This is a genomic window from Azospirillum oryzae (assembly GCF_900177515.1).
GTDB classification, from domain to species: Bacteria; Pseudomonadota; Alphaproteobacteria; order Azospirillales; family Azospirillaceae; genus Azospirillum; species Azospirillum oryzae_A.
Window position 1 is genome coordinate 2849374 of sequence record NZ_FXAK01000007.1, and the last position, 20586, is coordinate 2869959.

Sequence of the window (20586 nt, forward strand, 5' to 3'; positions counted from 1 at the left end):
CAGGAACGATTATTCGGGACCGCGCGAGCGGATGACGATCGGATGACCGAACGGAACGACGAACGGACACCGACCGCCGCCGCGGATGCGGTGCCGGATCAGGAATTGGCACCGGACGACGGTGCCGGGACGGACCGCCTGCCGGCCGACGACGAGAAGGGGCCTCTGCGCCGCTGCATCGCGTCGGGTACGGTCGGGCCGAAAGAGGGCATGATCCGCTTCGTGATCGGCCCCGACGGCGAGGTGGTGCCGGACCTGGAGGAACGTCTGCCCGGCCGCGGCCTTTGGGTCACGGCCGACAGGGATGCCCTGGCGAAAGCCATGGGGAAATCCGTTTTCGCCAAGGCGGCCCGCCGGGCGGTGAAAGTACCGCCCGATCTGGCCGAGAGGCTGGAACGGCTGCTGGAACGGCGTTGTCTGCACGCGTTGGGCCTTGCCCGCCGTGCCGGCCACGTCCTGGCGGGATACGAGAAGGTGCGCGAGGCGTTGAGGGCCAACCAGGTCGGCCGTGCGGGTCCCCCGCCGGCCCTGCTGGTCGAAGCCGCGGACGGCTCGCTGGACCAGCGCGGCAAGGTGACGGCGCTCGCGCCGTCGCTGCCGGTGATCGATCTGTTCGAGTCCTCGGCCTTGGCCGCGGCGCTCGGGCGCGATCATGCGGTGCATGCCGTGGTGGCGCGAGGCAGGCTGGCCGCCGGGCTGGCCCGCGAAGCGGCACGCCTGAGGGGGCTGAAAGGTCCCCGCGGGCACCTGGACCAGAAAGGTCCCCAAGGGGACCGGGACGCGCACCAGGATACTGATAAGGGCTTGGGAGTCGGCGATACGGCCGGCCGGCCTGCGATGTAACGTCTGACCATTCGGGAACCGATGACCGACAGCAACGACCAGGACCAGAAGAAAGTCTTGCACCTAACCGGCGCCAGCAAAGGAAAGCTGGAGTCGAAGAAGCCGGTCGAGACCCAGGTCCGGCAGAGCTTCTCCCATGGCCGGTCAAAAGCGGTGACCGTAGAGGTCAAGCGCAAGCGTCATGTTGAAAAGGGCGCCGTGCCCGGCGTCGCCGACGGCGGCGCCGCCGCGCGTCAAGCTGCCCAGGGCCTGCCCATGCGCGGTGCACAGGGCCAGCGGCCCCGTGGCGGCGGTGCCCCTGCCGGGCGCCAGCTGACCCGCGAGGAGCTGGAATCGCGCCTGCGTGCGCTTCGCGGCGCCGCGGCGTTCGAAGAGCAGCGCCGGATCGAGGCCGAGGAAGAAGCGGCCCGCGCAGAAGCGCGCGCCGCCGAGGCCGCCGCCCGCGCCGCTGAGGAAGCCGAAGCCGCTCAGGCCGCGCCCTCCGAAGCCGCCGCTCCGGCCGCCGCAGAAGCTCCGGCTCCGGCCCAGGCCGAGCCCGAGATGCCGCCGATCATTCTGGACGCCGAGACCTTGCGCCAGCGCGAGCTGGACGAGATGCGCGCCATCCAGGAGGAGGAGCGCAAGATCGCCGAAGAGGCCGAACGCCGCCGCAAGGAGGAAGAGGCCAAGCGCAAGGAAGCCGAGGACGCCAAGCGCCGCGACGCCGAACCGGCGGCCCGCCGCGATGGCGGCCGCGACGGCGCAGGCCGTGACGGCGCGCGTCCGGCCGGTGCCCGCCCCGCCGGCGATCAGCGCCCCGGCGCCGCCGCCGGCCGTCCCGCCGCCGATGCCGCTCCCGGCCGTACGCCGCCGGGTGCCGGTGCTCCGGCTCCCCGCGCCGTCGAGGAAGAGGACGACAACCGCCGCAAGGGCGGTCGTGGTGGCGCGCCGGCCAAGGCCGCTCCCGCCCGTCCCGCCGCCAAGGCTCCCGCCGGCGCCGACCGCCGCAAGGGCACCAAGCTGACGGTCTCGCAGGCGCTCAGCGACGACGGCGGCGACCGCACCCGGTCGCTGGCCGCCGTCCGCCGTGCCCGCGAGCGTGAGCGCATGCGGCAGATGAGCCGTCAGGAGACGGCGAAGGTCACCCGCGACGTCGTCCTGCCGGAGGTCATCACCGTCCAGGAGCTGGCCAACCGCATGGCCGAGCGTGGCGCCGACGTCATCAAGTCGCTGATGCGCATGGGCGTGATGGCGACCATCAACCAGACCATCGACGCCGACACCGCCGAGCTGGTCATCACCGAGTTCGGCCACCGCGTCCGCCGCGTGTCGGAGTCCGACGTCGAGATCGGCCTGCGTGCCACCGAGGAAGAGGGCGCCATCCTGGTGCCGCGTCCGCCGGTCGTCACCATCATGGGCCACGTCGACCACGGCAAGACCTCGCTGCTCGACGCGCTGCGCCAGACCGACGTGGTGTCGGGCGAGGCCGGCGGCATCACCCAGCACATCGGCGCCTATCAGGTGCAGCTGGAGTCGGGTGCGAAGATCACCTTCATCGACACGCCGGGTCACGCCGCCTTCACCGAGATGCGTGCCCGCGGCGCCAACGTCACCGACGTGGTCGTGCTGGTGGTCGCCGCGAACGACGGCGTCATGCCGCAGACGATCGAGGCCATCCGCCACGCCAAGGCGGCCAAGGTTCCGATCATCGTCGCCATCAACAAGTGCGACCTGCCGGACGCCCGTCCGGAGCGTGTCCGCCAGGAACTGCTCCAGCACGAGCTGGTGGTCGAGGAGATGGGCGGCGACGTGCTCGACGTCGAAGTGTCGGCCAAGGCGAAGCTGAACCTGCACAAGCTGGAAGAGGCCATCCTCCTCCAGGCCGAAATCCTGGAGCTGCGGGCCAACCCCGAGCGCGCCGCCGAAGGCGTCGTCATCGAGGCGAAGCTGGAGCGCGGCCGTGGTTCGGTCGCCACCGTGCTGGTCCAGCGCGGCACGCTGAAGGTCGGCGACGTGTTCGTGACCGGCGCCGAATGGGGCCGCGTCCGCGCCCTCATCAACGACCGCGGCCAGAACGTCAACGAGGCGGCTCCGGCCGTGCCCGTGGAGGTCCTGGGCCTGAACGGCACGCCGATGGCCGGCGACGACTTCACCGTCGTCGAGTCCGAAGCCCGTGCCCGCGAGATCGCCGAGTTCCGCCAGCGCAAGAAGCGCGAAGCGGTGGTGGCGGCCTCGGCCCGCGGTTCGCTGCAGGACATGTTCAGCCGCATCCAGGCCGGCGAGGCCAAGGAACTGCCGGTCGTCATCAAGGGCGACGTGCAGGGCTCGATCGAAGCCATCGCCAGCTCGCTGGAGAAGCTCACGGCCGAGAACACCGAGGTCAAGGTCCGCGTCCTGCACAACTCGGTCGGTGCGATCAACGAGTCCGACATCACGCTGGCCAATGCGTCCAACGCGATGATCATCGGCTTCAACGTCCGCGCCAACCCGCAGGCCCGCGACCTCGCCAAGCGCGACGGCGTCGAAATCCGCTACTACTCGATCATCTACAACGTGATCGACGACGTGAAGGCGGCGCTGACCGGTCTCTTGTCTCCGACGCTGCGGGAACGCTTCATCGGCTATGCGACCATCCGCGAGGTGTTCAACATCACGAAGGTCGGCAAGGTCGCCGGTTGTATGGTCACGCAGGGCACCGTCAAGCGCGGCGCCGGCGTCCGCCTGCTGCGCGACAACGTCGTCATTCACGAAGGCACGCTCAAGACGCTCAAGCGCTTCAAGGACGAAGTCAAGGAAGTGCGCGAGGGTTACGAGTGCGGCATGGCCTTCGAGAATTACGACAACATCCAGGCCGGCGATCAGATCGAAGCCTTCGAGATCGAGGAAATCGCCCGCGAGCTGTAAGACCGACGGCCCGCCCGGCCCCTTCCGGTGTTTTCACCGGAGCGGGCCGGGCGGTTCGTTTTCCGGACATTTTCCGGACGAGGGGTGAAGCCTACCTGGAGGTGACGCTATGGATCGCGTTCCGCTGTCCGAAGCCGACGGGCACATGGCCGAACTGATCGAGCGCGTGGAGAATGGCGAGGAAATCGTCATCCTTCGCGACGGAAAGCCGGCGGTGAAGCTGGTGCCAGTCGCCGAGAACGCGCAGTCCGAAGGTATTCCGACTGGCAAGCCGCCGATACGGTTCGGCTTTGCCAAGGGCCAGATCCGGATCGCCGATGATTTCGACGCTCCGCTGCCGGACGACCTGTTGAAGAGTTTCTACGGTCTCGCTCCGGATGAGGAGTGGCCGGACCAGTGGAAAGGAACGCCGGGGTGAAGCTGCTGCTCGACAGCCATGTGCTGCTGTGGCTGGCCACCGACGACCCGAAGCTCGGCCCTGCCGTCCGGACGCTGATCGCCGACGGCTCCAGCACGGTTCTGGCGAGCATCGCATCACTCTGGGAACTCACCATCAAAGTCGGTCTCGGAAAGTTGACGTTGCCCACTGGGTTCCATCGTCTTCTGGTCGAGAACGGACTGACGATCCTTCCGATCGATGTCCATCATATCGACAGGTTGGACCGCCTGCCCCGGCACCATGGCGACCCTTTCGACCGGATGCTGATCGCACAGGCTCAGGCGGATGGCTTGACGCTGGTGAGCGCCGACCGAACCATAAGACTTTACGACGTGCCCGTTCTCTGGTCCTGACACCGCTCAGGCCGCCGCGGGCGCCAGACATCGACGAAAGACACGTACCATGGCCAGCAAGAAGCGCGGCGCGTTCATCGCCGGCAAACCCCCGTCCCAACGGCAACTGCGCGTCGGCGAGGAGGTGCGCCACGCCCTTGCCGACCTGTTCCGCCGCGGGGACTTCCACGATCCCGAGCTGGCCTCGCTGAACGTCACGGTCACCGAGGTGCGGATCAGCCCCGACCTGTCCAACGCCACCGTCTTCTATTCGACGCTGGGCGGGGAGCGGATGGAGGAGGCGCAGGTCGCCCTGAAGCGGGGCGCCGCCTTCCTGCGCGGTCAGGTCGCGCGCATGGTCAACCTGCGCCATGCCCCGACGCTGAGCTTCGAGGCCGACACCTCCTTCGATTACGCCCACCGCATCGACAGCATCCTGCACAGCCCGGAGGTCGCCCGCGACCTGAGCGGCCATCCGCTGGGCCGCGTCAATGGCGACGACGACCATGACGAGGATGAGGACGACGCATGGGATGAAGAGGGGGATGAAGAGGGGGACGAGGACGACGATCTCGATCCCGACGAGGCGGACGACGACCTCGAAGACGAAGACAGCGCCATGCTCGATGACGAGGACAAGGGCAAAGGCGACGACGAGAGCCTGGGTGAGAGCCGGGGCGGCCGTCGTGGCTCGTAAGCGCAAGGGTACGCCGATCCATGGCTGGATCGTGCTGGACAAGCCCGAAGGCATGACCTCCACCCAGGCGCTGTCGAAGGTGCGCCGCCTGCTGAACGCCGAGAAGGCCGGGCATGGCGGCACGCTGGACCCGCTGGCGACCGGCATCCTGCCGATCGCGCTGGGCGAGGCGACCAAGACCGTTTCCTATGCCATGGACGGCGCCAAGACCTACCGCTTCTCCATCCGCTGGGGCGAGCGCACCACCACAGACGACCGCGAAGGCGCGGTGATCGACCGCTCCGACCGCCGGCCGACGACCGACGAGATCCGCGCCGCCCTGCCCGCCTTCCTGGGCGAGATCCAGCAGGTGCCGCCGCAGTTCTGCGCCATCAAGATCGACGGCGAGCGCGCCTATGACATCGCGCGCGAAGGCGACGCGGTCGATCTGGCCGCCCGAACCGTGCGCATCGACCGCTTCGAACTGGTCGAGGAGCCGGACGCCGACCATGCGGTGTTCGAGGTCGATTGCGGCAAGGGCACCTATGTCCGCTCGCTGGCCCGCGACCTGTCGGAAGCGCTGGGCACGGTCGGCCATGTCGGGCTTTTGCGCCGTCTGCGCGTCGGGTCCTTCACGCTGGACCGCGCGATTTCCCTGGACGAACTGGCCGCCATGGAGCAAGGTGCGGCCGTCGAACGACTTCTGTTGCCGATCGAGACCGCGCTGGACGACATCCCGGCGCTGGCCCTGACGGAAGCGGAAGCGCACCGACTGAGGCACGGCCAGACGGTGGCTCTCCTCACCCGGCAGGATCGTGACCGCCTGATGGCGGTTCAGGGTGCTGACGGTGGGGATGGCACCGTCATTGCGCTTTTCGGCGGAACGCCGGTGGCGTTGGCCCGTGTCGAGGGGGCGGAGGTCCGTCCGGTGCGCGTACTCAACCTCTCGTGATTTAGGAGACCCCGATGTCGATTACGCCCGAGCGCAAGCAGGAGCTGATCAAGGAATATTCCCGCGGTGAGGCCGACACCGGCTCGCCCGAGGTCCAGGTGTCGATCCTGACGGAGCGCATCAGCAACCTGACCGAGCACCTGAAGAGCCACAAGAAGGACTTCCACTCCCGCCGTGGTCTGCTGGTGATGGTCGGTCAGCGCCGCCGTCTGCTCGACTACCTGAAGAAGAAGGATCAGTCGCGCTACGCCGCTCTGATCGAGCGTCTGGGCCTGCGCCGCTGATTGCTGCGCCGTCCCGCCGACGGGTTCGGGTTCCCCTGGCCGGCTACCGGCCGGGGGTTTCCCCTCCAGTCCGGCGGACCATCGAAGCTGACATTCCCCTGTATCGTTTCGGAACACCTCATTGGTTATTGGCAATAGAAACTCGATCTTGAGCGTTTCGTGACGGACAGGCCGGCCCGATCATTCGGGGACCGGCCTTTTTTGCATCCACGACACTTCTATCTTGCTTCGTTTAATCCTGTTGTCGAACACCATATCTCCAGTTTTCTCGCGGGGTCCTACGACCGATGGCCCCGGCCTTGGGCGGCAATCCGGCCGTTGCAGGGTGTCGGATGGAAGGAAAGAATCCATGTTCACTGTTCATCGCAAAGAAATCGAATGGGGCGGGCGCAAGCTGGTCCTGGAGACGGGCAAGATCGCCCGTCAGGCCAACGGCGCGGTTCTGGTCACCTATGGTGACACCACCGTCCTGTGCACCGCCGTCGCCGCCAAGGCGCCGAAGCCGGGCGTCGATTTCTTCCCGCTGACCGTCAATTACCAGGAAAAGGCGTTCGCGGCCGGCAAGATACCCGGCGGCTTCTTCAAGCGCGAAGGCCGTCCGACCGAGAAGGAAACGCTGGTCAGCCGCCTGATCGACCGTCCGATCCGTCCGCTGTTCGCCGATGGCTTCCGCAACGAGACGCAGGTCGTCTGCACCGTGCTGAGCCATGACCTGGAGAACGATCCGGACATCGTGGCGATGGTCGGCGCCTCGGCCGCCCTGACGATCTCCGGCATTCCCTTCCTGGGTCCGATCGGCGCCGCCCGCGTCGGCTACAAGAACGGTCAGTATGTGCTGAACCCGACCATGGACGAGGTCGAGGACAGCGACCTGGATCTGGTCGTCGCCGGCACCGTCGAAGGCGTGCTGATGGTCGAATCGGAAGCCAAGGAGCTGACCGAGGAGGTCATGCTGGGCGCCGTCATGTTCGGCCACACCAACTTCCAGCCGGTGATCAACATGATCATCGATCTGGCCGAGGAATGCGCCAAGGAGCCGTGGGACCTGCCGGAGCCGGCCTACGACCGCAAGGCCCTGAAGGCCCGCCTGCGCGAGACCGTCGGTTCGGACGTCGAGGCCGCCTACACCGAGACGGTGAAGCAGAGCCGCTACGAGAAGGTCGGCGCCGCCAAGGCGAAGGCGCTCGAGACGCTGGCCGAGGAATTCGACGCCCAGTCGATCGGGTTCGAGTTCAAGGAGCTTGAGGCCGACATCCTGCGCGGCGCCGTCCTGAAGACCGGCCGCCGCATCGACGGCCGCGACACCAAGACCGTGCGCCCGATCGTGTCGGAAGTCGGCGTTCTGCCGCGCGCCCACGGCTCGGCCCTGTTCACCCGCGGCGAGACCCAGGCGCTGGTCGTCACCACGCTGGGCACCAGCCAGGACGAGCAGATCATCGACGCGCTCGAAGGCGAGTACCGCGAGCACTTCATGCTGCACTACAACTTCCCCCCGTACTCGGTGGGTGAAGCCGGCCGCATGGGCAGCCCGGGCCGCCGCGAGATCGGCCACGGCAAGCTGGCGTGGCGCGCGATCCATCCGCTGCTGCCGAAGAAGGAAGACTTCCCCTACACGCTGCGCGTCGTGTCGGAAGTCACGGAGTCCAACGGCTCCTCCTCGATGGCCACCGTCTGCGGCACCTCGCTGTCGCTGATGGACGCCGGCGCGCCGCTGGCCCGTCCGGTCGCCGGCATCGCCATGGGCCTGATCAAGGAAGACCACGGCTTCGCCGTCCTGTCCGACATCCTGGGTGACGAAGATCACCTGGGCGACATGGACTTCAAGGTCGCCGGCACCGAGGTCGGCGTCACCGCTCTGCAGATGGACATCAAGATCACCTCGATCACCGAGGAGATCATGAAGATCGCGCTGGGCCAGGCCAAGGACGGCCGCCTGCACATCCTGGGCGAGATGGCGAAGGCGCTGACCGGCGCCCGCGAAGGCGTCAACGAGAACGCCCCGCGCATCACCGTCATCAACATCCCGAAGGAGAAGATCCGCGACGTGATCGGCTCCGGCGGCAAGGTGATCCGCGAGATCGTCGAGCAGACCGGCGCCAAGATCGACATCGAGGACGACGGCACCGTCAAGGTCTCGGCCGTCGACCAGAAGAAGTCGGACGCCGCCATCGAGTGGATCAAGGGCATCGTCGCCGAGCCGGAGATGGGCGTCGTCTACACCGGCAAGGTGGTGAAGGTCGTCGATTTCGGCGCCTTCGTGAACTTCCTGGGTTCGCGCGACGGCCTCGTCCACATCTCCGAGCTGGCGCAGCAGCGCGTCGGCAAGGTTTCGGACGTCGTGTCGCAGGGTGACTCGGTGAAGGTCAAGGTCATCGGCTTCGACGACCGCGGCAAGGTCAAGCTGTCGATGAAGCAGGTCGACCAGGCCACCGGCGAGGACCTGACCAAGAAGGCGGAGTGATCCGTCGGAATTGGCGGCGGGGTGGGCTGCGGCCCTCCCGCCGCTGGGTTCAAGAAAAAGGCGCCTTCCTGCGGGAGGGCGCCTTTTTTCTTATGGGGCGGTCGAACTCTATAGGACGGGAAGGCGGCTGGATCGCAACCATTCGACGGCTCGGAAGGGATGAGCGACGATCAGGCGAGCCTTCGCGGTTTCCACCAACGCCACCCGGCCGACCTCCACCACCCGACCCTTCAGCCCCAGGAAATCATCGAAGTTGGCAGTGACCAACAGATGCGCGCCACCCGCAATGGCGGTGTCCACCACATGGGCATCCTCCTCGTCGCGCATGGGCATCAGACCGGTGCCGTTGAGCGTCAGGTGCGGCGCCGTTCCGGCCGGACCCAGCCGGGCATAGCCGGCAATCGTTTCGACCAGCAGGTCCACGGTCGGGCGCGGAACGCCCCAGTCCACTTCAAAGACCTTGCGCAACCGGGTCAGCATCCCCCACGACACGACCAACTGCAGCGGAAGATCGGCGGTCTGCCCGGACCGGACCATGCCGACCAAAGTCTGGGAGGCCGTATTTCCGGCGCCTTTCCGGTCGGCCAGGAACGCGGCGCACCAGATGTTCAAATCCAGGCAGAGGTTCAGGACGGGCTGCGCCATTGGGATGCAGTCACTGCGTCAGACGCACGGCTTCCGCCAGCAGATCATCCTCGTTCACGGGTTCGTCGACGGCCGGGACCGGTACATTGGTCATGTCACCGATAAAGCGGCGGTGCGCCACCTCCCACTCGGCGTCCAGCGTCTTGCGTGTGATGGCACGGGTCAGGGTATCGAGATCCGCCTCCTTCCCAAGCTTCTCAATCCGGCGGAAGGCCGCCCGGGCTTCGGATGGCAGCCGGGCATAGAAGCGGAGCGCCGCCGCGGCGATCTGAGCCGGCGACCGATCCTCCAATTCGGCGATCTGTTCCACGACCCGCGCGGTTTCTTCGTCCGCATAGGCCGAAATGGTGCGGGCAGGCATGGCTTTCTCCAGAAATGTGCATCGGCCTGCAACACTGGGCCAGTTTCAGGGGTGATCGGCGTCCAATAACCAGCCACCCCTGATCTGGCAGACTACCACCCTGGGTTTGGACGACAGGGTGGCGGACAGGGATGTTGACGGTGGAGACGATCGCACGGATACGACGCGAGCACGCGAAGGGGAAAAGCATCCGGGCCATTGCCCGGTCGCTGAAGGTGTCGCGGGAGACGGTGACGAAATACCTGCGCTCGGGCGAGACGGCGCCGCGCTACGAGCGCCAGCACCAGCCGCTTCCGAAGTTGTCCGGGTTCCAGGAGGAGCTGGAACGGCTGATCACGGAGAACGAGCGGCGGCCAGCCCGCGACCGGCTCGACTACCTGGGGCTCTTCGGACGGCTGAAGGATGCCGGGTTCCAGGGCGGCTACGACACGGTGCGGCGCTACATCAAGCGCTTCAAGCAGCGCCAGCCGCCGAGTGGGCCGGTGAACGCCTACGTTCCGCTCACCTTTGCCCCGGCCGAGGCGTACCAGTTCGACTGGGCGGAAGAGTGGATCATCCTGGACGGCGTGACGACCAAGGTGCAGGTGGCCCATGCCCGCCTGTGCCACAGCCGCATGCCGTTTGTGGCGGTCTACCCGCGCCAGACCCAGGAGATGGTGTTCGACGCCCACGCCCGTGCCGCGGCCTTCTACGGCGGCCTGTGCGAGCGCGGCATCTACGACAACATGAAGACGGCGGTGGACGCCGTATTTGTCGGCAAAGAGCGCCGCTTCAACCGCCGCTTCGCCCAGATGTGCTCGCATTACCTGGTCGAGCCGGTGGCCTGCACCCCGGCTTCGGGCTGGGAAAAGGGCCAGGTCGAGAACCAGGTCGGCACCTTGCGCCAGCGGCTGTTCACGCCGCGGCTGCGGGCCAAGACGCTGGAAGAGGTGAACGAACGCCTGCACGACGAGGTGATCGTCTGGGCCCAACAGACGCCGCATCCAGAGGATAGGAGCCGGACGGTGTGGGAGGTGTTCCAGGCGGAGCGGCCGGCGCTGATCACCGTGAGCGATCCTTTCGACGGCTTCCACGAGGCCACGCTCAGCGTCTCGAAAACCTGCCTGATCCACTTTGACCGCAACCGCTACAGCGTGGCCGCGATCGCCGCCGGCAAGCCGGTGCAGGTCCGCGCCTACGCGACACGGATCGTGGTGTGGTTCAACGGCGCGATCGTCGCCGAGCACCCACGAGCTTTCGGGCACGGCCACACGCGGTACAATCCGCTGCACTACCTGCCGGTTCTCGTCCGCAAGCCGGGGGCGCTGCGCAACGGGGCGCCGTTCCGGGACTGGGATTTGCCGCCAGCCCTGGCGACGGTGCGGACCCGCCTGGGCCGCGGCGACGACGCTGACCGGCAGTTCGTTGGCGTGCTCGCCGCCATCCTCACCGATGGCCTGGAGGCGGTGGAGGTCGCCTGCCGCGAGGCACTGGCGAGCGGTACGCACAGCCGGGACGTGATCCTGAACATCCTCGCCCGGCGCCACGACGTCACACCGGCACCGGCCATGGCGGTGCCGACGGCGTTGACGCTGTCCATTGAGCCGGCCGCCGACTGCGGGCGCTACGACCGCCTGCGCGCGGTGCGGGAGGGCTGCCATGGAACGGCATGAGCTGATGGCGATGATGGCCGAGCTCAGCCTGGCCGGCATGCGTGCCGCCTACGACGAGGTAATGAGCGATGGACTGAAGCGGCAGCGCACCGTCCAGCAGATCCTGGGCGACCTGCTGGCGGCGGAGCGGGCGGAGAAGCAGGCGCGCTCGATCCGCTACCAACTCGGCGCCGCCAAGCTGCCTCTGGCCAAGACGCTGGCCGAGTTCGACTTCACCGCCAGTCCCCTCAACGAGGGGCTGGTGCGCGACCTGCACGATGGCGGCTTTCTGGAAACCCAGCGCAACGCCGTGTTCATCGGGGGAACCGGGACCGGCAAGACGCACATGTGCATCGCCATCACGGCCAACTGCGTGCGCCGCGGCGCCCGTGCCCGGTTCTTCAACGTCATCGACCTGGTGAACCGGTTGGAGGCCGAAGCCCGGACCGGGCAGGCGGGCAAGCTCGCTGACCAGTTGACCCGCGTTGATCTCGTGGTGCTGGACGAACTCGGCTACCTGCCGTTCTCCCAGAGTGGCGGCCAACTGCTGTTCCACGCGCTCAGCCAGTTGTACTCGCGGACCTCGGTGTTGATCACCACCAACTTGAGCTTCGCTGAATGGCCGACGGTGTTCGCTGGCGACGCCAAGATGACCACCGCTTTGCTCGACCGGCTGACGCATCACTGCGACATCCTGGAAACCGGCAACGAGAGCTGGCGGTTCAAGAACCGCTCCTGATCCAAAGCCTTCCCCCTATCCGTTGCCCAGGGGGGCCCACAGGCCCCTCCCACGCGCGCCGCTGCGTCAGCCATAAGGGCACTCCGCGGCGCGCGCGGGACCCTCCCGTGGACTCCCTGGACAACAGGTTCTGCAACCGCAAGCGTGGCTGGAAATTGCAAGCCGATGCCGGCTGGAATTTGGAAGCCGATTGACATCCAGAAACTCCGGTTTCTCCAGATATGACGCGACTGGGATGATGCGACAAGCGGCATTCTTCCCATCCGGACACCATGCTATGCAGAACCCTTCGAACTCCATCCTGCTCCATCCATGTCCCGCGCCGAACGTCTCCTCGATCTGATGCAGGTTCTGCGGCGGCATCGCCAGCCGGTCAGCGGCAGGTCGCTGGCCGGCGAGTTGGGGGTCAGCCTGCGCACGCTCTATCGCGACATCGCCACGCTGCAGGCGCAGGGCGCGATGATCGAGGGAGAGCCGGGGGTCGGATACCTCCTGCGTGCCGGATTCCTGCTGCCGCCGCTGATGTTCACCGAGGAGGAGGTGGAGGCGCTGGTGCTGGGCTCCCGCTGGGTGGTCGACCGCGGCGACAGCCGGCTGGGCGGCGCGGCGCGCAATGCGCTCGCCAAGATCGCGGCGGTGCTGCCGCCGGACAAGCGCGAGGGGCTGGACGGTTCCACCCTGCTGGTGGGTCCGGGCGAACCAATTGCCGCAGGGGATGCCGAGTTGGCGACCATCCGCAGCGCCATCCGGACCGAACGCAAGCTGGAGATCGCCTATCGCGACCGCGACGGGTCGGAGAGCCGGCGAACCGTCTGGCCCTTCGCGCTGGGCTTCTTCGACCGGGTGCGGGTGATGGTGGCGTGGTGCGAGCTGCGCCAGTCCTTCCGCCATTTCCGCACCGACCGCATCCTGGCGCTGACCGCCAGCGAGACCCGCTATCCCCGCCGCCGGCAGGCGATGCTGAAGGAATGGCGCGCGGCGGAGGGCATCCCGCAACGGTGAAGGGATGCTGACGGAAACTGTCAGCATGTGGGCCTAGTCTTGGCTTTGCCGGTGAGGGCGGTGAACGGAACCGCCCCACCCCAATCCTTCAAGACCGGAGCAAGCCATGACCGCCACCGCTGCCAACACCTCTGCCGCCGCCCTCGCCCTCGATTTCGTCCTGCTCTATGTCGACAGCCCGGCCGCCAGCGCCGCCTTCTACGCCGACCTGCTGGGCCGCCCGGCGGTGGAAGCCTCCCCCACCTTCGCCATGTTCAAGGCGGGCGATGGGCTGATGCTGGGTCTGTGGTCGCGCCACACGGTGGAGCCGGCGGCCACCGCGCCCGGCGGCGGCGAGATCGCCTTCACCGTTGCCGGCGAGGCGGCGGTGCGCGACCTCCACGCCGACTGGAGCGCCCGCGGCCTGACCATCCTGCAGCCGCCGACGGCGATGGATTTCGGTCATACCTTCGTTGCACAGGATCCGGACGGCCACCGCCTGCGCGTGTTCGCTCCCCATCGGGATGAAGAGGCCCAGTCCGAACAGGTGCGGTCGTGAGCGGCGGCACTTACACCGGCGCCTGGATCGCGGTCGCCAGCGCCGAGCATGTGCGGCGCGGCCGGGCCGGCGGCTTCATGCAGGTCTGCCACGGCAAGGCGGCTCCGCTGCGGCGGATCCGGGCGGGCGACCGGGTCGTCTACTACTCCCCCACAGACAAATTCGGCGCGGCGGACGGGCTGAAATCCTTCACCGCCATCGGCACCGTCCTGGCGGGAGAGCCCTATCAGTTCGACATGGGCGGCGGTTTCGTCCCCTTCCGGCGCGACGTGTCCTGGTGGCCGGCCGAGGAAGCGCCGATCCAGCCGCTGCTGCACCGGCTGGAGTTGACCGCCGGGGTGCGGAACTGGGGCTATCCCTTCCGCTTCGGCCTGCTGCCGGTCAGCCTCGGCGATTTCGACCGAATCGCCGAGGCGATGGGGGCGGCGGGGCGGGAGGACATCGCGGCCTGAGCGCAAAAAAATCACCGGCGGACAGGGATGAAAAGCCCTGCCGCCGGCGTCCGATGGTGAGTGAAACAGGCGTCCGGAACCATTAGAGTTGCCTGATACCTTTGTATAAGAGTACGAATGAACGGCGACTCTTCCTGACCGAGATCAAGGCGAAACCCCTCGCAGTCCGCCATACATGCGCTTATATCGTCCGCAAGCCTGACCAAGGTCACCTGTACCGGGGCCATCGTTCTATGCATCGTTTCGCCAATCCCGCCCGCTTCCTGCGTCTTTCGGCCGTGCTGCTGCCATGGTGCGCCGGAGCGACCGTGATCCTGACGATCCTCGGGCTGTGGCTCAGCCTGTTCGGCTCGCCGCCCGACTATCAGCAGGGCGAGACGGTGCGGATCATGTACATCCATGTGCCTGCCGCCTGGATGAGCATGTTCATCTACACCAACATGGCCATCGCCGCCGGCGTGGGGCTGGTGTGGAAGCACCCGCTGGCCGACCTGTTCGCCAAGGCCGCCGCCCCCATCGGCGCCGGCTTCACCTTCGTCTGCCTGGTGACCGGGTCGCTGTGGGGGGCGCCGATGTGGGGCACCTGGTGGGTGTGGGACGCGCGGCTGACCAGCGTGCTGATCCTGTTCTTCCTCTATCTCGGCTACATGGCCCTGGTGAACGCCTTCGACGATCCGCAGCGCGGCATGAAGGCCGGCAACGTCCTGCTGCTGGTCGGCATCGTCAATGTGCCGATCATCAAGTTCTCGGTCGACTGGTGGAACACGCTGCACCAGCCCGCCAGCGTCGTGCGCATGGGCGGTCCCAGCATCGATCCCAGCATGCTGACGCCGCTTCTGGTGATGGCCGGCGCCTTCACCGCCTATTTCCTGTCGGTCGTCATGCTGCGCGTGCGCACCGAGATCGCCCAGCGCAAAATCCAGACGCTGCGGCTTTCGGTCGCGGGTGACGGCGGCTTGGCGGACGGGATGCAGGGGTAAGGATGATGAGCGAATTCTTCCACATGGGCGGGTATGCCGCCTACGTCTGGCCGGCCTACGGCATCGCCACCCTGGTCCTGCTGGGCCTGCTGGCCGCCACCTGGAAGGGGCTGCGCAACGCCGAGGCGACGCTGAAGGCGCTGGAAAGCGCCCGCCCGGCCCGCCGCCGCACCCGCAATGCCGGCCGGAAAACGGCCGATCAGAACGCCGGAACGCCGGCGGAAGCGAGCGAAGGATGACCCGCAAGAAACGCCGCCTCTACATGCTGGGCCTCGCCCTTCTCGGGCTGGGCACGGCGACCGCCCTGGCGCTGACCGCCTTCCAGGACAACATCGTCTTCTTCTACAGCCCCAGCCAGCTGCAGACGCAGCAGGTGGGCGACCGCAATTTCCGCCTGGGCGGGCTGGTCGAGGAAGGCAGCGTGCAGAAGCAGCCGGACGGCGTCACCACCGCCTTCCGCGTCACCGACACCGCCCACACCGTCGATGTCCGCTATCGCGGCCAGCTGCCCGACCTGTTCCGCGAGGGCCAGGGCGTGGTCGCCGAGGGCAAAATGACCGGCGGCGTCTTCGTCGCGCGCGAGGTGCTGGCCAAGCATGACGAGAACTACATGCCGCCGGAGGTGTCGGAGGCGTTGAAGCAGGCCGGTGTCTACAAGAACCCGGCGGAGTCCGAGACCAAGACCGCGAAGAAGGAGTAGCGGGACCGTGATCCCCGAACTCGGCCATTACGCGCTGGTGCTGGCGCTGTTCGTTGCGCTGGTGCAGTCGGTCCCGCCGCTGGTCGGCGCCGCCACCCGCAACGCCGCCTGGATGAACGTCGCGGTGCCTGCGGCCATCGCCCAGATGATGCTGGTGCTGATCGCCTACGGCGCGCTGACCTGGGCGCATGTGGTGTCCGATTTCAGCGTGCTGAACGTGGTGCAGAACAGCCACTCGGCCAAGCCGATGCTCTACAAGGTGTCGGGCGTCTGGGGCAACCACGAGGGATCGATGATGCTGTGGATCGTCATGCTGACGATCTTCGGCGCCGCCGTGGCCATGTTCGGGCGCAACCTGCCGCCGACCTTGAAAGCACGCGTTCTGGCGGTCCAGGGGCTGATCGGGGTCGGTTTCCTGCTGTTCATCCTGATCACCTCCAACCCCTTCATCCGCGTGGTCCCGGCGCCGCTGGACGGCAACGACCTGAACCCGCTGCTGCAGGACCCAGGCCTCGCCTTCCACCCGCCCTTCCTCTATGCCGGCTATGTCGGCTTCTCCATGGCCTTCTCCTTCGCCGTCGCAGCATTGATCGAGGGGCGGGTCGATCCCGCCTGGGCGCGATGGGTGCGGCCCTGGACGCTGGCGGCCTGGTCGACCCTGACCATGGGCATCGCCATGGGCTCCTGGTGGGCCTATTACGAGCTGGGCTGGGGCGGCTGGTGGTACTGGACCCGGTGGAGAACGCCTCCTTCATGCCCTGGCTGGCCGGCACCGCGCTGCTGCATTCCGCCATCGTGGTGGAGAAGCGCGACGCGCTGAAGAGCTGGACCATCCTGCTGTCCATCGTCACCTTCTCGTTGTCGCTTATGGGCACCTTCCTGGTGCGCTCCGGCATCCTGACCTCGGTCCATGCCTTCGCCGTCGATCCCAAGCGCGGCATCTTCATCCTGGTGCTGCTGGCGGTCGCCACCGGCGGCTCGCTGCTGCTCTACAGCCTGCGGGCGCCGTCGCTGAAGGCGGGCGGGCTGTTCGCGCCGATCAGCCGCGAAGGATCGCTGGTGCTGAACAACCTGCTGCTGTCGACCGCGACGGCAACGGTGTTCATCGGCACGCTCTATCCGCTGTTCCTCGACATCATGAAGCTGGGCAAGGTGTCGGTCGGCGCCCCCTTCTTCAACGCCACCTTCATTCCGGTCGCCATTCCGGTGGTGATCGCCATGGTGGTCGGCCCCTTCCTGTCCTGGAAGCGGGCGGACCTGGGGCGGCGCTGAGCCGGCTGTGGGTGGCCGGCGTCGCCGTGGTGATCGCCGTCGCCATCACCGCCTATGTCAAGGCGGGCGGCGGGCCGCTGATGGCGCTGGTCGGCATCGCGCTCGCCGCTTGGGCCTTCGTCGGTTCGCTGGTGGAGTTCGCCGACCGCATCGCCCTGTTCCGCACCTCCTTCCGCAACAGCTGGAACCGGGCGGTGCATCTGCCGCGCAGCGCCTGGGGCATGACCATCGCCCATGCCAGCATCGGCCTGTCGATCCTGGGCATGACCGGCACCTCGGCTTGGCAGACGGAATCCATCACGTCGATGAAGCCGGGCGACCGGACCAGCGTCGCCGGCTATGAGTTCCACTTCGACAGCGTCGGGCTGGTGAACGGCCCGAACTTCAAGGCGGAGCGCGGCATCTTCACGGTGACGAAGGACGGCCGGCCCATCGCCACGCTGGAGCCGGAACGCCGCAGCTACAGCACCACCCGCATGACCACCACGGAATCGGCCATCCACACCACGGTCTTCTCCGACCTGTATGTGGCGCTGGGCGACCCGACACAGAACGGCACAGCCTGGATCGTCCGCATCTACCACCACCCGCTGGTGCCGTGGATCTGGATCGGCGGCGTCGGGATGATGCTGGGCGGGCTGGTGAGCCTGACCGACCGCCGCTTCCGCATCGGTGCGCCCGAACGCCGCCGCGCCGCCGGCAAGACTGGGGGCAAGTCGGCCCCGCTGCCGGCCGAATGAGGACCAAGACACGATGCGCCGCCTTCTGTACCTGCTGCCCTTCCTGCTGTTCATCGGGGTGGGCGTGGCCTTTTACCTGGGGTTCGAGCGTGACCCGCGCGACATCCCGTCGGCCCTGATCGACAAGCCGGCCCCGACCTTCGACCTGCCGGCCATCCCGGGCCAGATGGTCCAGGGCCAGCCCGCCACCGGCGGCCTGTCCTCGGCCAAGCTGGAGGGCGACGTGACGCTGGTGAACGTCTTCGCCTCCTGGTGCATCCCCTGCAAGGCGGAGCATCCCGTCATCACCCGCCTGTCGCGGGAGCAGGGGGTGACGGTCTACGGCATCAACTACAAGGACAAGCCGGAGGACGCGCTGACCTGGCTGTCGCGCAACGGCAACCCCTATGCCGCCATCGGCGCCGACCAGGACGGCCGGGTGTCCATCGACTGGGGCGTCTATGGCGTGCCGGAAAGCTACCTGATCGACCGCAAGGGCCGCATCCGCTACAAGCATGTCGGCCCGCTGACCCCGCAGGTGGTGGAGGAGCAGATCCTCCCCATGGTCAAGCATCTGAGGCAGGGCTGATGAAGCGCCTCCTTCTCGCCGCCCTGCTTGCGTTGTCGACGCTCTCCCCCGCCCTGGCCGTCCAGCCCGACGAGGTGCTGAAGGACCCGCGCTGGAATCCCGTGCCCGCGCCATCAGCCAGGAACTGCGCTGCCTCGTCTGCCAGAACCAGTCGATCGACGACAGCAACGCCCCGCTGGCTCGCGACCTGCGCGTCCTGGTGCGCGACCGGCTGAAGGCCGGCGACAGCGACGACAAGGTGATGGAGTTCGTCACCGACCGCTACGGCGACTATGTGCTGCTGCGCCCGCCCTTCAAGGCGACCACGCTGGTGCTGTGGATCGGCCCCTTCGCCGTGCTGCTGCTGGGGGCGGTCGGCACCTTCCTGTTCCTGCGCGGCGGCCGGAGCCGCCGCCGGCCCGATACCGCTCCCTGAGCGCGGATGAGCGGCGGCGGCTGGACCCCTGCTGCGGAAAGACGACTGATGCTGTTCTGGATTTTCGCCGCCGTCCTGACCGCGGCCGTTCTGCTGCTGCTGGTGCCGCCGCTGCTGCGGTCGGCCGGATCCGGCCCCGACCGCGAGGAGTTCGACCGCGAGGTCTACCGCGACCAGCTGGACGAGCTGGAACGCGACCGCGCACGCGGCCTGATCAACGACGCCCAGACGGAGGCGGCCAAGGCGGAGATCGCCCGGCGCATGCTGGCGACCGCCGAGAAGACGGCAACACCGGTGCGCCGGCGACGGCGCGCAGCGGCCGCCTGCTGGCGGTGCTGCTGGCGGTGCTGCTGCCGGTCGGCGCGCTTGCGGTCTACGGCTCGGTCGGCCGCCCCGAACTGCCGGCCCAGCCGCTGGCCTCGCGCAACCTGGACCAGGAGCGCGGCGGTCCGCCCAAGAGCGTGCTGCCGCCATGGACAAGCTGAAGGCCCAACTGGCCGAGAACCCCAACGATCTGCAGGGCTGGCTGATCCTGGGCCAGGCCCTATGCCAAGATGGCCGCAACACCGACGCGGCCGACGCGCTGCGCCACGCCGTCGCCCTGAACAAGGACGATGTCGAGGTGCAGGGCCTGTTCGGCGAAACGCTGGTCTCCGCCAATGACGGGATGGTGCCGGAGGAGGCGGTGACCGCCTTCGACGCCGTGCTCGCCAAGGAACCGAAGGACCCGCGCGCCCGCTTCTTCGCCGCGCTTGCCCGCTATCAGGCCGGCGACCAGCAGGGGGCGCTCGACCGCTGGAGCGCGCTGATGGCGGAATCGCCGGCCGACGCACCGTGGGTGCCGGTCCTGCGCGACCAGATCCGCGAGGCCGCGGTGGCGCTGAACCTCGACCCCGCCAAGGTGACGCCGCAGCCGCTGCCGCCGGAACAGAAGGAGCAGGCTCAACAGACGGCCCCGAACGCGCAGGCCAACGCCCAGGGCAATGCCCAGAGCAACATGGCCGGCCAGGACGAGATGATCCGCGGCATGGTCGCCAACCTCGCCGCAAGGCTGGACGCCGATCCGTCGGACGTCGATGGCTGGCTGAAGCTCGCCCGCTCCTATGGCGTGCTGGGCGAGCCGGCCAAGGCGCTGGACGCCGCCCGCAGGGCGCGCGAGCGGGCGCCGGAGCGGGCCGACGTGCAGGTCGCCTATGCCAACGCCGTGCTGCAGACCCAGCCGCGCAACGAGACGCCGAAGCCGCTGCCGGAAGAGGCGACGTCCGCGCTGCGTCTGGCGCTGAAGGCGGAGCCGGACAACAAGGACGCGCTGTGGCTGCTCGGCCTCGACGCCATGATGTCGGGCCGCAAGGACGAGGCCGCCGACCATTGGGGCAAGCTGATCACCAGTTCAAGCCGAGCGACCCGAATACACCCTGTTGAAGGGCGTTTGGACGCGTTGAAGCAGGCGGCTGAGGCTTGGCGCCGTCACCGTCCCTTCTTGAAACGTCTTTTCTTTCGCGTTGCGGCAACACACATTGACAGGGGCGGGCCGACGGGCTTTATCCGTCGGCACCGCCCTTTTCGTTTCCGCAGAAGGTTCCGCGCCGATGACCCGCAGACGACTGCCCACGCCCGACGAGCGGCGCCTGTGGCGGCTCGCCATGCGCGACGCCGAACCGATGCCGGGCCGC

21 protein-coding genes and 3 pseudogenes are annotated in these 20586 nt (G+C 67.8%); 22 read left to right on the top strand and 2 right to left on the bottom strand.

The window, feature by feature from the left end; translation table 11 throughout:
• Nucleotides 1–42: 42 nt before the first annotated feature.
• From B9N97_RS26030 to pnp, 8 genes and pseudogenes are all read left to right on the top strand, one after another.
• A complete protein-coding gene (locus B9N97_RS26030; protein ID WP_085090531.1) occupies nucleotides 43–843 on the top strand; it encodes an RNA-binding protein in 801 nt (266 codons plus the stop codon).
• Nucleotides 844–864: 21 nt separating this feature from the next.
• A complete protein-coding gene (gene infB / locus B9N97_RS26035) occupies nucleotides 865–3726 on the top strand; it encodes a translation initiation factor IF-2 (protein WP_085090532.1) in 2862 nt (953 codons plus the stop codon).
• 109 nt (nucleotides 3727–3835) lie between these two features.
• Complete coding sequence (locus tag B9N97_RS26040) at nucleotides 3836–4144, top strand: type II toxin-antitoxin system Phd/YefM family antitoxin (protein ID WP_085090533.1); 309 nt, start codon at nucleotides 3836–3838, stop codon at nucleotides 4142–4144.
• Nucleotides 4141–4518 carry a type II toxin-antitoxin system VapC family toxin gene (locus B9N97_RS26045; protein ID WP_085090534.1) on the top strand — a complete coding sequence of 126 codons (378 nt, stop codon included), beginning with the start codon at nucleotides 4141–4143 and terminating at the stop codon, nucleotides 4516–4518. Before B9N97_RS26040 ends, B9N97_RS26045 begins: the two co-directional genes overlap by 4 nt.
• Nucleotides 4519–4567: 49 nt before the next feature.
• Nucleotides 4568–5035 (top strand): annotated as a pseudogene (rbfA, locus tag B9N97_RS26050) (30S ribosome-binding factor RbfA); the annotation flags it as partial.
• A 148-nt stretch (nucleotides 5036–5183) separates the two neighbouring features.
• Complete coding sequence (truB, locus tag B9N97_RS26055) at nucleotides 5184–6125, top strand: tRNA pseudouridine(55) synthase TruB (RefSeq protein ID WP_085090773.1); 942 nt, start codon at nucleotides 5184–5186, stop codon at nucleotides 6123–6125.
• A 14-nt stretch (nucleotides 6126–6139) separates the two neighbouring features.
• On the top strand, nucleotides 6140–6409 hold the full coding sequence (rpsO, locus tag B9N97_RS26060) for a 30S ribosomal protein S15 (RefSeq protein ID WP_085090536.1): 270 nt from the start codon (nucleotides 6140–6142) through the stop codon (nucleotides 6407–6409).
• 349 nt (nucleotides 6410–6758) lie between these two features.
• Nucleotides 6759–8870 (top strand): polyribonucleotide nucleotidyltransferase, encoded by a 2112-nt coding sequence (gene pnp, locus B9N97_RS26065; protein ID WP_085090537.1) that lies wholly within the window; start codon nucleotides 6759–6761, stop codon nucleotides 8868–8870.
• Nucleotides 8871–8978: 108 nt separating this feature from the next.
• On the opposite strand, the gene B9N97_RS26070 is transcribed toward pnp, so the two are convergent.
• Nucleotides 8979–9515: a PIN domain-containing protein gene (locus B9N97_RS26070; RefSeq protein WP_085090538.1), complete on the bottom strand. Its 537-nt coding sequence runs from the start codon at nucleotides 9513–9515 to the stop codon at nucleotides 8979–8981.
• A 10-nt stretch (nucleotides 9516–9525) separates the two neighbouring features.
• The gene (locus B9N97_RS26075; protein WP_085090539.1) at nucleotides 9526–9876 is read right to left on the bottom strand and encodes a hypothetical protein; all 351 of its coding nucleotides are present in this window, start codon (nucleotides 9874–9876) and stop codon (nucleotides 9526–9528) included.
• Between the two features lie 131 nt (nucleotides 9877–10007).
• Here B9N97_RS26075 and istA point away from each other — a divergent pair, with 131 nt between their 5' ends.
• The 14 genes and pseudogenes from istA to B9N97_RS36470 form a co-directional block, all read left to right on the top strand.
• On the top strand, nucleotides 10008–11528 hold the full coding sequence (gene istA / locus B9N97_RS26080; protein ID WP_085084042.1) for an IS21 family transposase: 1521 nt from the start codon (nucleotides 10008–10010) through the stop codon (nucleotides 11526–11528).
• Nucleotides 11515–12246: an IS21-like element helper ATPase IstB gene (gene istB, locus B9N97_RS26085; RefSeq protein ID WP_085084044.1), complete on the top strand. Its 732-nt coding sequence runs from the start codon at nucleotides 11515–11517 to the stop codon at nucleotides 12244–12246. Before istA ends, istB begins: the two co-directional genes overlap by 14 nt.
• A 312-nt stretch (nucleotides 12247–12558) precedes the next feature.
• Nucleotides 12559–13248, top strand: a complete 690-nt coding sequence (locus B9N97_RS26090) for a helix-turn-helix transcriptional regulator (RefSeq protein ID WP_085090540.1) — start codon at nucleotides 12559–12561, stop codon at nucleotides 13246–13248.
• 106 nt (nucleotides 13249–13354) lie between these two features.
• Nucleotides 13355–13786, top strand: a complete 432-nt coding sequence (locus B9N97_RS26095) for a VOC family protein (RefSeq protein ID WP_085090541.1) — start codon at nucleotides 13355–13357, stop codon at nucleotides 13784–13786.
• Nucleotides 13783–14238 carry an EVE domain-containing protein gene (locus tag B9N97_RS26100; protein ID WP_085090542.1) on the top strand — a complete coding sequence of 152 codons (456 nt, stop codon included), beginning with the start codon at nucleotides 13783–13785 and terminating at the stop codon, nucleotides 14236–14238. The genes B9N97_RS26095 and B9N97_RS26100 overlap by 4 nt, the downstream gene beginning before the upstream one ends.
• A gap of 233 nt (nucleotides 14239–14471) precedes the next feature.
• Entirely contained in the window at nucleotides 14472–15218 is a 747-nt protein-coding gene (locus B9N97_RS26105) for a heme ABC transporter permease (RefSeq protein WP_085090543.1), read from the top strand.
• Nucleotides 15219–15220: 2 nt separating this feature from the next.
• Complete coding sequence (gene ccmD, locus B9N97_RS26110; protein WP_244560906.1) at nucleotides 15221–15457, top strand: heme exporter protein CcmD; 237 nt, start codon at nucleotides 15221–15223, stop codon at nucleotides 15455–15457.
• Nucleotides 15454–15918 carry a cytochrome c maturation protein CcmE gene (ccmE, locus tag B9N97_RS26115; RefSeq protein WP_085090544.1) on the top strand — a complete coding sequence of 155 codons (465 nt, stop codon included), beginning with the start codon at nucleotides 15454–15456 and terminating at the stop codon, nucleotides 15916–15918. Before ccmD ends, ccmE begins: the two co-directional genes overlap by 4 nt.
• 310 nt (nucleotides 15919–16228) lie before the next feature.
• Nucleotides 16229–17930: pseudogene (locus B9N97_RS26120) on the top strand (heme lyase CcmF/NrfE family subunit).
• A gap of 13 nt (nucleotides 17931–17943) precedes the next feature.
• Nucleotides 17944–18498: a DsbE family thiol:disulfide interchange protein gene (locus tag B9N97_RS26125; RefSeq protein WP_085090545.1), complete on the top strand. Its 555-nt coding sequence runs from the start codon at nucleotides 17944–17946 to the stop codon at nucleotides 18496–18498.
• Nucleotides 18499–18622: 124 nt separating this feature from the next.
• Nucleotides 18623–18913, top strand: a complete 291-nt coding sequence (locus B9N97_RS26130) for a cytochrome c-type biogenesis protein (protein ID WP_348520097.1) — start codon at nucleotides 18623–18625, stop codon at nucleotides 18911–18913.
• 48 nt (nucleotides 18914–18961) lie between these two features.
• A pseudogene (ccmI, locus tag B9N97_RS36460) lies at nucleotides 18962–19174 on the top strand (c-type cytochrome biogenesis protein CcmI); the annotation flags it as partial.
• An 83-nt stretch (nucleotides 19175–19257) separates the two neighbouring features.
• Complete coding sequence (locus B9N97_RS36465) at nucleotides 19258–19398, top strand: hypothetical protein (RefSeq protein WP_244560930.1); 141 nt, start codon at nucleotides 19258–19260, stop codon at nucleotides 19396–19398.
• A partial coding sequence (locus tag B9N97_RS36470) for a tetratricopeptide repeat protein (RefSeq protein WP_244560907.1) occupies nucleotides 19386–20586 on the top strand: 1201 nt, incomplete at its 3' end. The genes B9N97_RS36465 and B9N97_RS36470, both read left to right, overlap by 13 nt.

What these genes read in the sequence shown, in the direction of transcription:
- B9N97_RS26030 (WP_085090531.1), top strand. Translation starts at nt 43, where the DNA reads ATGACCGAACGGAACGACGAACGGACACCGACCGCCGCCGCGGATGCG.
- B9N97_RS26095 (WP_085090541.1), top strand. Translation starts at nt 13,355, where the DNA reads ATGACCGCCACCGCTGCCAACACCTCTGCCGCCGCCCTCGCCCTCGAT.
- rpsO (WP_085090536.1), top strand. Translation starts at nt 6,140, where the DNA reads ATGTCGATTACGCCCGAGCGCAAGCAGGAGCTGATCAAGGAATATTCC.
- B9N97_RS26070 (WP_085090538.1), bottom strand. Translation starts at nt 9,515, where the DNA reads ATGGCGCAGCCCGTCCTGAACCTCTGCCTGGATTTGAACATCTGGTGC.
- pnp (WP_085090537.1), top strand. Translation starts at nt 6,759, where the DNA reads ATGTTCACTGTTCATCGCAAAGAAATCGAATGGGGCGGGCGCAAGCTG.
- ccmE (WP_085090544.1), top strand. Translation starts at nt 15,454, where the DNA reads ATGACCCGCAAGAAACGCCGCCTCTACATGCTGGGCCTCGCCCTTCTC.
- B9N97_RS26105 (WP_085090543.1), top strand. Translation starts at nt 14,472, where the DNA reads ATGCATCGTTTCGCCAATCCCGCCCGCTTCCTGCGTCTTTCGGCCGTG.
- B9N97_RS26090 (WP_085090540.1), top strand. Translation starts at nt 12,559, where the DNA reads ATGTCCCGCGCCGAACGTCTCCTCGATCTGATGCAGGTTCTGCGGCGG.
- B9N97_RS26075 (WP_085090539.1), bottom strand. Translation starts at nt 9,876, where the DNA reads ATGCCTGCCCGCACCATTTCGGCCTATGCGGACGAAGAAACCGCGCGG.
- infB (WP_085090532.1), top strand. Translation starts at nt 865, where the DNA reads ATGACCGACAGCAACGACCAGGACCAGAAGAAAGTCTTGCACCTAACC.
- B9N97_RS26125 (WP_085090545.1), top strand. Translation starts at nt 17,944, where the DNA reads ATGCGCCGCCTTCTGTACCTGCTGCCCTTCCTGCTGTTCATCGGGGTG.
- istA (WP_085084042.1), top strand. Translation starts at nt 10,008, where the DNA reads ATGTTGACGGTGGAGACGATCGCACGGATACGACGCGAGCACGCGAAG.
- B9N97_RS26040 (WP_085090533.1), top strand. Translation starts at nt 3,836, where the DNA reads ATGGATCGCGTTCCGCTGTCCGAAGCCGACGGGCACATGGCCGAACTG.
- istB (WP_085084044.1), top strand. Translation starts at nt 11,515, where the DNA reads ATGGAACGGCATGAGCTGATGGCGATGATGGCCGAGCTCAGCCTGGCC.
- ccmD (WP_244560906.1), top strand. Translation starts at nt 15,221, where the DNA reads ATGATGAGCGAATTCTTCCACATGGGCGGGTATGCCGCCTACGTCTGG.